General features: G+C 61.8%; 14 protein-coding genes. 9 read left to right on the forward strand and 5 right to left on the reverse strand.

Annotated elements, in window-relative coordinates; all coding sequences use genetic code 11:
* Nucleotides 1-37: 37 nt before the first annotated feature.
* Nucleotides 38-697 carry a septal ring lytic transglycosylase RlpA family protein gene (locus ACR9Y2_RS09815; protein ID WP_435040976.1) on the reverse strand — a complete coding sequence of 220 codons (660 nt, stop codon included), beginning with the start codon at nt 695-697 and terminating at the stop codon, nt 38-40.
* Between the two features lie 174 nt (nt 698-871).
* On the opposite strand from ACR9Y2_RS09815, the gene ACR9Y2_RS09820 reads away from it, so the two are divergent.
* Nucleotides 872-994: a hypothetical protein gene (locus tag ACR9Y2_RS09820; RefSeq protein WP_435040978.1), complete on the forward strand. Its 123-nt coding sequence runs from the start codon at nt 872-874 to the stop codon at nt 992-994.
* An 84-nt stretch (nt 995-1,078) separates the two neighbouring features.
* Here ACR9Y2_RS09820 and ACR9Y2_RS09825 read toward each other — a convergent pair whose 3' ends face one another.
* Both ACR9Y2_RS09825 and ACR9Y2_RS09830 read right to left on the reverse strand, forming a co-directional pair.
* Complete coding sequence (locus ACR9Y2_RS09825; RefSeq protein ID WP_435040980.1) at nt 1,079-2,092, reverse strand: class I SAM-dependent methyltransferase; 1,014 nt, start codon at nt 2,090-2,092, stop codon at nt 1,079-1,081.
* A complete protein-coding gene (locus tag ACR9Y2_RS09830) occupies nt 2,089-2,367 on the reverse strand; it encodes a hypothetical protein (protein ID WP_435040982.1) in 279 nt (92 codons plus the stop codon). The genes ACR9Y2_RS09825 and ACR9Y2_RS09830 overlap by 4 nt, the downstream gene beginning before the upstream one ends.
* Before the next feature lie 42 nt (nt 2,368-2,409).
* Here ACR9Y2_RS09830 and ACR9Y2_RS09835 point away from each other — a divergent pair, with 42 nt between their 5' ends.
* Nucleotides 2,410-3,012, forward strand: coding sequence for a hypothetical protein (locus tag ACR9Y2_RS09835; protein WP_435040983.1), 603 nt, complete (start codon nt 2,410-2,412; stop codon nt 3,010-3,012).
* On the opposite strand, the gene der is transcribed toward ACR9Y2_RS09835, so the two are convergent.
* Entirely contained in the window at nt 3,009-4,340 is a 1,332-nt protein-coding gene (gene der / locus ACR9Y2_RS09840; protein WP_435040984.1) for a ribosome biogenesis GTPase Der, read from the reverse strand. The genes ACR9Y2_RS09835 and der overlap by 4 nt on opposite strands.
* A gap of 192 nt (nt 4,341-4,532) precedes the next feature.
* Between der and typA the strand changes: the two genes are divergently transcribed.
* The 3 genes from typA (at nt 4,533) to ACR9Y2_RS09855 (ending at nt 9,013) form a co-directional block, all read left to right on the forward strand.
* Nucleotides 4,533-6,326, forward strand: a complete 1,794-nt coding sequence (gene typA / locus ACR9Y2_RS09845) for a translational GTPase TypA (RefSeq protein WP_435040985.1) — start codon at nt 4,533-4,535, stop codon at nt 6,324-6,326.
* Between the two features lie 116 nt (nt 6,327-6,442).
* A complete protein-coding gene (locus ACR9Y2_RS09850; protein ID WP_435040986.1) occupies nt 6,443-7,627 on the forward strand; it encodes a Gfo/Idh/MocA family protein in 1,185 nt (394 codons plus the stop codon).
* Nucleotides 7,628-7,645: 18 nt separating this feature from the next.
* Nucleotides 7,646-9,013 (forward strand): Gfo/Idh/MocA family protein, encoded by a 1,368-nt coding sequence (locus ACR9Y2_RS09855; RefSeq protein ID WP_435040988.1) that lies wholly within the window; start codon nt 7,646-7,648, stop codon nt 9,011-9,013.
* Nucleotides 9,014-9,095: 82 nt separating this feature from the next.
* On the opposite strand, the gene ACR9Y2_RS09860 is transcribed toward ACR9Y2_RS09855, so the two are convergent.
* Nucleotides 9,096-9,701 carry an RNA polymerase sigma factor gene (locus tag ACR9Y2_RS09860; protein WP_435040989.1) on the reverse strand — a complete coding sequence of 202 codons (606 nt, stop codon included), beginning with the start codon at nt 9,699-9,701 and terminating at the stop codon, nt 9,096-9,098.
* 126 nt (nt 9,702-9,827) lie between these two features.
* Here ACR9Y2_RS09860 and ACR9Y2_RS09865 point away from each other — a divergent pair, with 126 nt between their 5' ends.
* The 4 genes from ACR9Y2_RS09865 (at nt 9,828) to ACR9Y2_RS09880 (ending at nt 13,647) form a co-directional block, all read left to right on the forward strand.
* Nucleotides 9,828-11,174, forward strand: coding sequence for a tetratricopeptide repeat protein (locus ACR9Y2_RS09865; RefSeq protein ID WP_435040990.1), 1,347 nt, complete (start codon nt 9,828-9,830; stop codon nt 11,172-11,174).
* On the forward strand, nt 11,171-13,009 hold the full coding sequence (locus ACR9Y2_RS09870) for a prolyl oligopeptidase family serine peptidase (RefSeq protein ID WP_435040991.1): 1,839 nt from the start codon (nt 11,171-11,173) through the stop codon (nt 13,007-13,009). Before ACR9Y2_RS09865 ends, ACR9Y2_RS09870 begins: the two co-directional genes overlap by 4 nt.
* A 65-nt stretch (nt 13,010-13,074) precedes the next feature.
* Entirely contained in the window at nt 13,075-13,479 is a 405-nt protein-coding gene (locus ACR9Y2_RS09875) for a GntR family transcriptional regulator (RefSeq protein WP_435040992.1), read from the forward strand.
* A 21-nt stretch (nt 13,480-13,500) separates the two neighbouring features.
* Entirely contained in the window at nt 13,501-13,647 is a 147-nt protein-coding gene (locus ACR9Y2_RS09880) for a hypothetical protein (protein WP_435040993.1), read from the forward strand.
* Nucleotides 13,648-13,649 lie beyond the last annotated feature (2 nt).

The raw sequence follows: 13,649 nt of genomic DNA on the forward strand, positions 1-13,649 counted from the left end.
TATTCTACGCGGGCGCGGGCCGGAGAGAAGGCCCTGTCTATTGACGGGGTCGCATCTCGAGCCGCACGACGTAGCCGGCGCCGACATCCTTGCTGATCTCGTCAGCGATGACCTGGGCCTCACTCTCGGTGGCAGTGCGGCCGACACGGATGAGGTAACTGCCGGGTGTGGCGGGCCGTTCAATGAGGTCGACGGATGGGTATTTCTTAATGAGGCTCTTGCGCAGCTTAGTGCCTTCCGGCTCGGAGAAGAAGCGACCGACCTGTACGGTGTAGGTGGCCGTTGCGGTGGGCGTGCCGGCATAGGAGAGGAGCTCGATGCGGACGCGCGCCGTGCCGGGGCCAATCATATTGATGTTGCGCGCGGCGGCCCTGGAGATGTCCACGATGCGCCCGGCGGCGAAGGGACCGCGATCATTGATGCGCACCTCCACCTTCTTATTGTTGGTCAGGTTGGTGACACGTACGATAGCGCCGAAGGGCAGTGTGCGATGTGCGGCGGTCATCTGCTCCATGTCATAGATCTCGCCGCTGGAGGTGGGACGGCCGTGATAAGGGTTGCCGTACCAACTAGCGATGCCGAGCTCGGACCAGCCTGGAGAGGGCGCAGGCGGGGTGCGGGCCGTGTGTTTGTGCCTGGAACAGCCGGCCAGCGCGAGGAGTGCGCAGGAGCACAGGAGAGCAGCTTCGCGGCGCATGACAACAATGATGCTAACGGTGCGCGGATGGTTTCCACAAGCGTGTTTGCACGAACGTTTCCGCAGGCGATTGTTTCAATCGTAGAGGCACGATGATGGAGTTGCACGCGAAGGGCCGTAAGGACACTTTTTTCCTTGACTTTGGGAAGAGACCAAGTTTATAAAGAGATCACAATGCGATCGCTTGCGATCGCAAAATCTGATGTCACGGAGAATCGATCAATGAAGAACGCAACCAAGAAAGCGGCCAAGAAGGCCGTAAAGAAAGCCGCCAAGAAGGCCGCGAAGAAGAAGTAGAAACGCAGCGTTCCAACGAACGCGGCAACAGGGATCAACGACACGGCCCCGGGCAACCGGGGCCGTAGGTGTTTCAGGGCCCGCCTAGCTGCCTTCCGGCGCTTCCCGCTTCTCCATCACAAGACATCGAAACGTCTCGCCGAGCCCGAATAACAGGCTCTTGAGCTGCATGCGCAGCCGTTGCGCGGAGGCTTCATCGTCTGCATGCAGGGCAGCGGCGAACTGGTCGGTTTCCCCGGCTGACATGAGCAGTTGAGTCAGCGTAAGCAGAGGCCTGGTATGCAATCCGAGCTCGTGTGCGCAGTGCTCCAAATGAGTGAACGGCACATGCGCGGTGATGTCCTGTTCGCCGGGATTGAGCAGCACATCATCCAGTGCTTGGTGGCGACGATAGGCCATGAGTGTGCCACGCGGGAAGCGGATGATCTCACGCTCGGTGTAGCCGTAGTCGATGGCCAGGACGAAGCCGCGCGACAGAGGCTGCGTGATGCTGGCGAGCAATGATTCCAGGCCGATGGGGAGCTCGAGCCACACCTCTTCTTCCTCCCGTATATCCGTTACACGGGCACACAGATTCACAGCATAGGGCAGCCACGGACCTGAGAGGGGTTCCCCTTCCACCCACACGAAGCGGCCGTCGTGGTGGCCCACGCGCATCACGCGCGCCTCACCTTGCCGCACGCGCACGGCCTCAACGGGCAAGGCATCGAAGAGCTCGTTGCAGAAGATGACGCCTTCGAAAGCCGCAGGGACGGTGCCGCCATCGATATCGACAGGGTAGTAGTGGAAGGCATTCAAGAACTCAGCCATCTCACCGCGTCCGGCGCCCCATTCCACCACATGGAATGCACCGGCAAGGCCAAGCTGGCGCTGCCACTGCGTGCACAGCGCGGCGATGAGACGGCCGAAGACGGGTTGGAGTTGGGTGGCCGTGTAGAAGTCGCCCTGCCGGCCGAAGGGATCGGCGCCTTGCTGCCGCCGTGCGCGGCGGTAGTAGCCATGCTCGGGGTGATAGAGCGCGGCGTCCATGAAGCGCGAGAAGAGGATGGGGCCCTGGGCTTCGATCTCGGCGGCAAGCAGTTGTCCGGCGGGTGTCATGAGCGCGGCTCTCTTTCCTGCGGGTTGGAGATGAACATCTCGCAGAGGTAGTCGTGGAGGCAGTCGTAGAGGTACTTCTGAAAGGTCCAGGGAAACTGCGCTTGCTCGATGTCGCGCGGGTGGATGGGCGCGCGATAGGTATGGGCTCCGGGCACTTCTGTCTTCAGATGGATGACGAGTTCGACACCGCCGGAGGGATCGTGCTCGGCTTCGAAGACGAGGAGCAGGTGCTGATAGCGTGCGAGTTCGGCACGAACGCGTTCGAGTGGAGTCACTGCCTCCGATTGTGACTCAAAATGGGGCAGTAGACTGTGAGTATGGCGTTGCCGCAAGAGGTCCGCGTAAAGCTGTCGAGCGAGGCGGCGGAGTATGTCGCGCTGACTCCGGTGGTGGTGCAGGATCTGCCCTTCGCAGAGTTGATGCATCATGTGGCTACGGCTGCCGGCACCGATCCCGTGCGTGTGCGCGAGATTCTGAAACGCGGCACCCTCGTCAGCGGAGCTTCGCGGTTCCGTTGGGAAGGCTGGGTGTGCGAAGAGACTGATGCGGAGGCGGCGGTGGCCATGCTGCCGAAGCCGGAGCCGGGACGGCGGCTGGATCCGGCCTGCTGTCTCAGGGCGACGCTGGCGAGCGCGACGTCGCGCATCGATATCCCTCGGGAGGCGGCGCTGCCGCGGCGGTTCCTGCGCAGGCGCAGCTTCTGGCAGTGCCTGCTGGAGGCATCAGGCGATGCGCGGTATCTCACGTATTCCTATCGCGACCGCGCGGACCACTACCGGGTGGAGCTATCCGCGGAGGTATGCGGGCGGCTCAAGCAAGATACGGCACTGCTGAAGTTTGACGGACTCAAGCAGCAGATCAGGATGCGGGAGTTCGACCACATCCACTGGGTTGTGGGGCGGGCGGCTGCCGGGGCCTAGGCTCGCGCGTCTTTTGGGCCGCGGCGCGCTTTGATCTTGAGCACGATGGGTGTGCCGTCGAAGCCGAACTTCTTACGAATGCGGTTGATGACCTGGCGTTCGGTGGAGAAGTGCAGCGCCTCGCCGCGATCCATGAAGAGCACAAACGTGGGCGGCCGCACGGAAGGCTGTGTCATGAAGTAAATGCGGCGATCGCGCTCGAGCTTGAGCATGTCGACGAAGCGATTGAGCTCACCGGTGGTGACGCGCTTGTCGAAGTTCTCATAGACGGTGGCGATGTGGCGGAAAAGGCTGTTGATGCCCTTCTTCTCCTTGGCGGAGAGGAAGACGATGGGCGCGTAATCGAGGAACTTGAACTCGTCGCGGATGTTCTGTTCGAACTCTTTGCGCTTGTTCTCGGGCAGCAGGTCCCACTTGTTGACACAAATGACGAGGGCGCGGCCTTCCTCGTGGGCATAGCCGCCGATGGTGGCGTCGCTGCCGACCGGGCCTTCGGTCGCATCGATCACCAGCAGGGCGATGTGGGCCATGCGGATGTTGCGGCGGGCCATGACGACACTCAGCTTCTCGGCCATGAGGTGCGTCTTGCCCTTACGGCGAATGCCGGCAGTGTCGACGAAGACGTATTCGCGGCCGTCAATGATGGTGTGTTCGTCGACGGAATCGCGGGTGGTGCCTGCAATGGGCGAGACGATGGCGCGTTCGCCGCCGACCATGGCGTTGAGCAGCGTGGACTTGCCGACGTTGGGGCGGCCGATGATGGAGACGCGGATGGGCCGCAGCTTGCCGGCTTTCTCTTCGGGGTCCTCGGGCTCGACTTCGGTGAAGTCGCGGGTGACGTGATCGAGCAGTTCTTCCAGGCCGAGGCGGTGCTCGGCGGAGACAGAGAGAACATCCTTGAAGCCCAGTTCAAAGAAAGCGGTGGTGAGCGACTCACGCTTGGCTACGTCGATCTTGTTGACGGCGAGAGTGACTGGCTTACCGAGGCGGCGGAGGATCTGGGCGAGATCGCGATCGGCCGAGGTGATCTCGGTGCGGCCGTCGATGAGGAAGATGATCTGGTCGGCCACGTCGAGGGCGACGCGGGCCTGCTTAAGAATCTGGGCGGGAATCCACTCGGCGTCTTCCGGCACGATGCCGCCGGTGTCGATGAGCTGGAACGGGCGGTTGAAGTGAACAGCGTCGCCGATGATGCGGTCGCGGGTGATGCCGGGCTCGTCGCCGGTGATCGACTTGCGTTGACCGAGAATCGCGTTGAAGAGGGTGGATTTACCCACGTTGGGACGACCCACGATAACGACCGTGGGGAGCCCAGTGGCTTGCGGCATGACTCCTATAAGTTTAGCATCTGGTCCTAATTTCTCCCGAAGGAGCGGAGAAGAGAGCGGCGGCGTGCTGGTAAGTGATTGATTCCACGGGGTGATTGTGGTGTGAGGGGCCGGGCACCACGCTGAGTGAGCGATTCCGAGCGCGAAGAGGGGGTTACATGGGACAATGGAAGTTCCCCTTCCGATTTCCCAATGAAAGTTTCGAACCCTAATCTTCGCAATATCGCCATCATTGCGCACGTCGACCATGGCAAGACGACGCTGGTGGACTCCATGTTCAAGCAGAGTGGTATCTATCGCAGTAATGAGACGGTGCAGGACCGCGCGATGGACTCCAACGAGCTGGAACGCGAACGCGGCATTACCATTCTGTCGAAGACCACCGGCGTCCGGTATCACGGCATCAAGATCAACATTGTAGACACCCCAGGCCACTCCGATTTCGGTGGCGAGGTGGAACGTGCGCTGAAGCTGGTGGACGGCGTGATGCTGCTGGTGGATGCCAGCGAGGGTCCGCTGCCGCAGACGCGCTACGTATTGTCGAAGGCCTTGGAGCAGGGACTCACTCCGATTGTCGTCATCAACAAGATCGACCGTCCGGACGCTCGCATTCAGGAAGTGCTGAACGAGGTCTTCGACCTGTTCATCGACCTGGATGCGGCAGAGGAGCAACTGGAATTCCCGATCGTCTACACGATTGCGCGCGACGGCATCGCGAAGCTCTCACCGGAGGACCCTTCGGAGACGCTGGAGCCGCTGTTTGAAGCGATTGTGAAGTACATCCCGCCGCCGGAAGGAAATCCCGATGGGATCCTGCAGTTCCAGGTGGCGAATCTCGACTACTCGGATTATCTGGGCCGCATCGCGATCGGCCGCGTTTTCCAGGGGACCCTGCGCCAGGGCGATGAAGTGAGTGTGTGCCGCCTGGACGGGCAGGTGCACAAGACGAAGATCACGCGCATGTACTCGTTCGAGGGGCTGAAGCGCGTGGACGAGACGGTGGCGACGCCGGGCGACATCCTGGCGATTTCGGGTGTGGAAGGCATCACCATCGGCGAGACGGTGAGCCATCCGGAGACACCCAAGGCGATGCCGAAGATCCGCATCGACGAGCCGACCATCGGCATGGTGTTCACGATCAACACTTCGCCGTTTGCGGGCCGGGAAGGCCAGTGGGTGACGTCGCGGAACCTGCGCGACCGCCTGGATAAGGAACTGCTGACGAACGTCTCGTTGAAGGTGGAAGGCGGTCCGGACGCGTTCCAGGTGATGGGCCGCGGCGAGTTGCAGCTGGCGATCCTGATCGAGATGATGCGGCGCGAAGGGTTCGAGCTGATGGTGGGCAAGCCGCAGATCCTGACGAAGGAGATCGACGGCAAGGTCCATGAACCACTGGAGTTGCTGGTGGTGGACGTGCCTGAGCAGTATGTGGGCGTGGTGATCGAGAAGATGGGCATGCGCAAGGGCAAGATGTCCAAGATGGTGAACCACGGGTCCGGCCGCGTGCGCCTGGAGTTCCAGGTGCCGTCGCGAGGCCTGATCGGGCTGCGCAGCGAGATGCTGACCGACACCAAGGGTACGGCGATCATGAACTCGTTGTTCCAGGGCTACATGGAGTGGCAGGGCGACATTCCGATGCGTCCGACGGGCGCACTGGTGGCCGACCGCGCGGGTTCGACGACGGGTTATGCGATCTTCAACCTGCAGGAGCGCGGCGAGATGTTCATCGCGCCAGGCACCGAGGTGTACGAGGGCATGCTGGTGGGCGAGAATTCGCGCACGGACGACCTGGTGGTGAACATCGTCAAGGAGAAGAAGCTGACGAACATGCGGTCGTCGAGCGCGGATGAAGCGATCCGCCTGGTGCCGCCCCGGCTGCTGAACCTGGAGCAGGCGATTGAGTTCATCAACGAAGACGAGTGGGTGGAAGTGACACCGAAGTCGATCCGCCTAAGGAAGAAGATCCTGAAGGCGAACCAGCGTTAGAGGTTCGGACGATTTGAGTAAAGCGGCGGCTGGGGCACTTCCCTGGCCGCCGTTTTGTTTTGGCGGGTAACTAGAGGCTTCCTCCCTATCGTCTAGTCACATAGACTGGCAACACGATGAATCGCAGAAGCTTTGTACTCTCAGCCGGGACGGCCGCGGCTTCCACCGCGGCGATGGGAGCGAACGACCGCGTGCGCGCCGGCATCATCGGTAGCGGTGGACGCGGGCGCCTGCTGACGGCCGAATTCAAGGAAGTCGGCGCCGAGATGGCGGCGGTGTGCGATGTGTACCAGCCGAATCTCGAAGCGGGCCTGAAGGCTGCGAACACGGGCGCCCAGTCCTATAGCGACTACCGGCGCATGCTGGAGGATAAGTCGCTGGATGCCGTGATCGTGGCGACGCCGGACCACTGGCACGCGCGGATGGTGATCGATGCCGTCAACGCCGGCAAGGATGTCTACGTTGAGAAGCCGCTGTGCCACAAGATCGACGAAGGCTTCGAGATTGTGGACGCGGTGCGGCGTACGAAGCGTGTTGTGCAGGTGGGCATGCAGCGGCGCAGTTCGACTTTGTTCATAGAGGCGAGGAATGTGGCGAACTCCGGCGTGCTGGGCGACGTGCGGCTGGTGACGTCATGGTGGTTGAACCGGCAGGATGGCCTGAGCAGCGCGACGCTGCAAGGTCCGCTGGACTGGAAACAGTGGCTGGGCACGGCCCCCGCGCGTGAGATGAGCTCGCAACGTTTCTTCAACTGGTATTACTACTGGGATTACTCCGGCGGCCTGCTGATCGGCCAGGCGGCGCATGTGGTGGATGCGATCCAGTGGTTTATGAACTCGAAGCATCCGGCGGCGGTGACGTGTTCCGGGGGACGTGTAAACCTGCCGGGGGCGGAGATACCGGAGACGGCCAGCATCATCATCGAGTACCCTGAGAATTACATGGCCACCTTCACGCTAGGGTACAAGGCCATGCGATACTCCACGTCGCTGGATCAGATGAAGCAGTTCCATGGCTCCAAGGCGAGACTGGATGTTGGCCGGGAAGGCTTCCGGTTGTTCCCGGAACAGACAGGATTAGAGTTGAAGGCGGTGAAGGAAGACATCCAACCGGGTTCCTTCGTGCCGGCCACCCGCCAGCATATCCGCAATTTCCTGGAGTGCACGAAGAGCCGCAAGGATCCCAATGCGCCCGTGGAGGCCGGACTGGCAACCGCGATCGTACTGTGCATGACCCTGGACTCCCTGCGGAGCGGCCGCCGATTGAAGTGGAACGCCGAAACCCGGCGCGTAGAAACCTAGAGTGAGAGGACTTCTGAAATGCCCGAGGATCGATTGAATTCGCGCCGTGCGTTTCTGGCTACCGCGGCGGCTGCCGCGTCGGCCATGACGGCGCGTGCTGAAAAGACCATCAAGCCGGGAATCACGGCGAAGAGCGCTTCGCGCACGCTGGGCGCCAACGACCGGATTCGCGTCGGCATGATCGGCGTCGGCATCATGGGGACGGGCCATCTGCGGGCGTTCAAGCGCCAGGTGGACACGGACAAGGACATCGAGATCACGGCGATCTCCGATGTCTATAAGCGTCACCGCGAGCGCGCGCAGGCGATCTCCAAGATCGACGCGAAGAACATCGTGGTGGATTACCGCGACGTGCTGAAGCGCGACGATGTGGATTGCGTGCTGATCGCCACTCCTGATCACTGGCACGCGCAGATGGCGATCGACGCCTTTGCGGCCGGCAAGGACGTGTATCTGCAGAAGCCGATCACGTTGACGGTGGACGAGTCGGCACAGGTGATCGCGGCGGCCGCGAAGTACAAGCGCGTCTTGCAGGTGGGCAGCCAGTTCCTCTCCGACGCCCGGTGGCACAAAGTGAAGGAGCTGATCGGCGAAGGCGCCATCGGCGAAGTTCTCTGGGGCCAGACGACCTACAGCCGCAACTCCATCGTGGGCGAGTGGAACTATTACGTCGACGAGGAAGCCACGCCCGAGAACATCGACTGGACCCGCTGGTTGGGCTCAGCGAAGAAACGGCCGTTCAGCGCCGAGCGCTTCTTCCGTTGGCGCAAGTATTGGGAGTATTCCAACGGCATCGCCTCGGACCTCTTCTATCACCGTGTAGGGCCGATGCTGTTCGCGATGGGCGCGCAGTACCCCACCCGTGTATCGGGCGCGGGCGGCATCTATGTCCAGAAGGATCGCGAAGTGCCGGACACGCTCGGAATCATGGCCGAGTATGGCAAGTTCATGATCGTGGTCGCCGGCTCGATGGCGAATAACTCCGCCAACAAGTACCTGCCGGAGGTCGTTTACGGCCACTCGGGGACAATCCTGGTGGAGAACGACAAGGTAACCGTGACTCCGGAGCGGATCGCCAAAGCCTTGAACCGGCCCACCGAGGTGAAGACCTTCGACTTCCCGACGGCGGTCCGCGACATGGCCCGGCGGCACAGCGACAACTTCTTCTCGTGCATGCGGACACGCCAGACGCCGGTGCTTGGACCCGAACTGGCACACCAGATCATGGTGTCGGTGATGTTGGGGTGTGAGAGCTGGCGGACGGGTGAGATGAAGTTGTTCGATCCCAGCACGCAGAAGCGGGGCAAGAAGGCCGCGACGCGCGAAGGCTTTGAAGGCGACGGGAAGAACAGTCCCGCCGGTCCGAGGAAAGAACCGTCGGTCTAGTTAGAGAATAGGAAAAGAAGAGGGCGGCAGTTCCTCACGACTGCCGCCCTTTGTTTGCAGGAAATCCGTCCAGCAGCGCGCATCAGGCCGCTTGCGGGAGGGTCATCCGCTCTTCGAGGTAACTCTTCATGGCCTGGCGGCCGCGATATAGGTGCACCTTAATGGTGTTGACCGGGATCTTGAGGCGGCCGGCGATCTCTTCAACGCTGAGATCTTCGCTGAGGCGCAGTTTCATGGCCTTGCGGTAGGCCGGTTTCACGGCGCGCAGGCTCAACTGGATGAGGTTCGAGGTTTCGTCGCGCAGGTAGCGCTCTTCCGGATTCTCGGTTGTATCCGGCAGCTCCAATCGAATGGGTTCGCCGTTGTTGTCGGGCACGTCCTCGATGGGACGGAAGTCGTGTTTGCGGCGGCGCAGCAGCGTCAGGGACTCGTTCAGAGTGATGCGCGTGAGCCAGGTGGAGAACGATGATTCGCCGCGGAAACGGTCCAGTTTGGTAAAGGCGGCGACAAAGGCCTGCTGTGTGGCGTCCTCGGCATCTTCGGGATTGCGAACAACACGCAGGGCTGTGCGCAGCATGCGCGGCCAATACTCTTTCGTGAGCTCGTCGAACGCCGTGCGGTCGCCGTTTTGTGCGAGGAGGATCAGCTCTTGCTCTCCGGTCGATTTGGTGGTTGTCATTGTCGTCATTACTGATTCCTCCTGTGCATGTCCAGAATGCACGATGATGGGGTGTCGTCCAGAGTGAGAAATGGTGATCTCACGGTGAGAAGTCTCGCGCTACAATCGGGGAATCCAGTGGGGGAAGCCCAAGGAATGCAAAGGGATAGCGTCGAAGCAGCGCTGGCCAAGATCGATCGGTCGAAGCCGTTCCGGCAGTCGGAACGGATGCGGCGGTTTCTGCGCTTCGTTGTCGAGAAGGTCCTGGACGGTGACAGCGAAGCGCTGAAAGAGTATACGGTCGGCATGGCGGTGTTCGACCGGCCCGCGGACTTTGACCCTCGCATCGACTCGATTGTTCGTGTCGAGGCCCGCCGCCTGCGCCGGAAGCTCAATGAGTATTACGAGACCGATGGCAAAAGCGATTTCGTACGGATCCACCTGCAGGAAGGGACGTATGCGCCGACCTTCCTCACAGGTATGGCACCCGCGCTGCCCGCTCCGGCCAAGCCGGATCCGAACGCGCCGCACATCATTATTGGGGATGCCTACCAATTGCTGTTGGAAGGCCGGCATTTTGCCAACCGGATGACCCCGGCGCACCTGCGGCGCAGCATCGAGTGCTTCCAGCGCGCGATCCATCTGGACCCGAATTTCGCAGCGGCCTACGCAGCCGTGGGCGGCTCGATTCTACAACTGGCACTCTTTGGCAATATTTCGCCCTCGGTGGTGATGACAGACGCGGGCCTGATGATCTACCGGGCATTGAAATTGAACCCGGACCTCGCCGCCGGCCACCTGTGGCGTGGCTTCCTGAACGCCGTGTTGCAGTGGAATTGGGAAGAGGCTGAGGTGGACTACGAGCGGGCGCTGGAGCTGAATCCGAGCCTGGTGCAGGCGCGGCTCTACTATGCAGCGACGGTGATGAATCCGCAGGGCCGTTTTCTGGAAGCGAGGGCACATCTGGGCGCGGCGGCGCTGCTGGATCCGGCCTCGGTGATGCTCAGCGCAGCCACTGGCATGACCGAGTACTTTTCGGGCGATCATGAAGCGGCATTGGGTCACTACCGGCGGGCCATTGAGCTGAATTCGTCGTTCTATGGCGCCCACCGGCTGATGGCCTATGCCCTACTTTCGCTGGGGCGAGGCGAGGATGCGCTGGTGGCACTGGAACAGGCTGAGCCTTTAGCAGGCGGGGATCCCCGCCTGCTGGCCGCGCAGGGCTACGTCCACGGACGTTTGGGCCATGTGGAGCAGGCGACGAGGATCCTGGATTCGCTCGTAGCGCTCTCGGCCGATTCGTATGTGTCGGCTTACGACCGCGCACTGATCCACCTCGGCCTGGGGCAGCATGACGAGGCCTGCCGGCTGTTGGTGGAGGCAACGGCGGAACACGAACCGTGGCTCATCATGCTGCGCGTGGATCCGATCTTTGAGCCGCTGCGCGGGCTCCCTCAGTACCTCGATCTGGTTGGCCGGATCCTGCCTCCGGAGAAAAAATGAAGACCGTCTATCTGGGATTCGTATGGGCCGCCGCCGCCGCGGCGCAGGGGCCCGCGTTCGAGCCGGCTCCGGTGGAGCAGATGGTGGCAGGCATGACCCGTTATCTGCAGAGGCTGACAGCGGAGTCGCCGGCAAGCCGGAAGCCTACGCCCGGAAAACTGCGGCGGATGATCGGCGTAGTAGACGAACGTGTGCAGTTTCAGGAGCTGGATCTCCGGCTGCGAGGGGAGACCTCGGCCTACCGCGTATTTGCGGCACGCTGGCCCGTGCTCGATGGCGTAACGGCCGAAGGGCTTTACTATCAGCCAAAAGCGGCGGCGCGGCTACGTGTCGTCGTGCTGTCTGAAAATGTCATGCGGGCTCGTGAGCTGGCGGCGGCGGGCTGCGAAGTGCTGGCTCCCGTTCTCATTGACACGCTGTCGACATACAGCGGGAATCCCGGTCTGGGATTGCAGACGGAGCAATCGCATCGTGAGTGGATCTACCGCATGGCTTTTCCCGTGGGCCGGCACATCTATGGCTATGAGGTCCAGAAGGCGTTGGCGGCAGTGGACTGGTTTGCGTCCCGGACGCCGGAGGTTCCGATCGCAGTTTACGGGGATGGCGAGGGCGCGGCCGAAGCCGTGTTCGCCGCGGTGCTGGACGAGCGGATCCGCCAGGTGGAGGCACGCGGCTTCTCAGTCGAAAAGCCGGCGCTGTGGCAACAGCCTATCTATCGGAATGTGTTCGGATTGCTGCGCGATTTCGGCGATGCCGAGTTTGCCGCCTTGCTGGGCGCACGGCTTGGGCACCTGTCTGCAGCCGCGCCGCTGCCGGACGGTGTGGAACCGGAGCTCCGCATGCGGCAGCAGGTGCGGGAACTGGTTGACTACACGCAGCGTTTGGTGGCGGCATCAGAGAATGTCCGCGCGGCGCTCTGGGCGGCCGCAGGTCCACGGCAAGTCGCGGGGCAATTCCTGGACGAGGTGATTGGACGCCTCCCTGGACCGGCCAGCACTCCGAACGTGCGGCGCGCCATCTATCGCGACGGCGGACGCTGGGTGGCGTATTCAATTCAGTTCGATGTCCGCCCCGGTGTATTTGGTTCGGGCTGCCTGTTGGTGCCGAAGGATCTGAAGTCAGGTGAGAAACGGCCGCTGGTGGTGGTGCAGCACGGGCTGAACGGCCTGGCGGATGTCTATTTCGGCCAGAAAGAGGGACGCGGGCTGGAGGTGTACCGGAACCTGGGCGCCCAGTTGGCGGATCTCGGTTTCATCGTCTATTCGGCGCAGAACCCCACCGTCGGGGAGTTCCGGCATCTGGCGAGACTGGCCAACCCGCTGGGGTTGTCGTTGTATTCGTTGATCCGGGCGCAATATCAGGCTCTGACCGACTGGCTGGTGACGCTGCCCGAGGTGGACCCGACTCGATTGGGGTTCTATGGGCTCAGCTACGGCGGGAAAACGGCGCTGCGCGTGCCCGTTTTTGATGAGCGGTATCGTGTGGTGGTGTGCGGCGGCGACTTCAACGAGTGGATCCGGAAGCTGACCACGGTGGATGAGCGCTACAGCTATATGTTCACGAAAGAGTACGAGATTCTCGAGTGGAACATGGCGAATGTGGCAAGCCACGCCGAGCTGGCGATGGTCATGGCGCCCAGGGCTTTTATGGTGGAGCGCGGCCATCGCGACGGGGTTAGCAAAGACGAGTGGGTGGCCTATGAGTACGCGAAGGTCCGCCGGTTCTACGAAGAAGCCGGGTGGGGAGAGCAAACGCGGATTGCGTTCTTCAACGGGCCCCATCGTGTCGACGGCCCCGCCGCGATCGAATTCCTGCGCAAGTTCCTCGGCTTGTAGATTTGTGACCGGCAATCATTTTTTCTATTGACTTGTATTAGAGAACTAGTACACTAGCTAACTAGATGAGCAAGTCAGAACCATTCCGGTTTCGATTGGACAACGCCACCGGCGTTCCGGTCTATCGACAACTGATTGACCAGGTTCAGCTAGCCATCGCCTCCGGAGCCATGCGGGGAGGCGATCAGCTTCCAACCGTCCGCCAGGTCGCAGTCGACCTCGCCATAAACCCCAATACTGTGATGCGCGCCTATCGTGAGCTCGAAATCCGTGGCACACTCGCCACGCAGCAGGGGCTGGGCACTTTCGTCTCCCTGAACCGTGTCGAGCAGGATCAGGTGCAGCGCGACGTCCGGCTCAGCCGCCTGGCCGCCGAGTGCGCCACCCGCGCTGGTTCCGAAGGTTTCAGCGTCCGTGAATTGATCGGCCGTCTCACCGATCTGGTACCCGATAACGAGCCCGAACCCTAACGGGCTCAGGAGGATAGAGAGATGTTTGGCAGATGCGCCGTCTGGTTGGCGGCGTGGATGGTCATCGCCATCGGCGTCATGGATCTCATTCAGGCTCGCCGTGTGATCTTCGAACTCGCCGGTGAGCAGCTACAGGAAATGTCGGTCAGGCAAATTGCAAGGAGATAGAA

Source organism: Paludibaculum fermentans (genome assembly GCF_051172195.1).
In the GTDB taxonomy this organism is placed as follows: domain Bacteria; phylum Acidobacteriota; class Terriglobia; order Bryobacterales; family Bryobacteraceae; genus Paludibaculum; species Paludibaculum fermentans_A.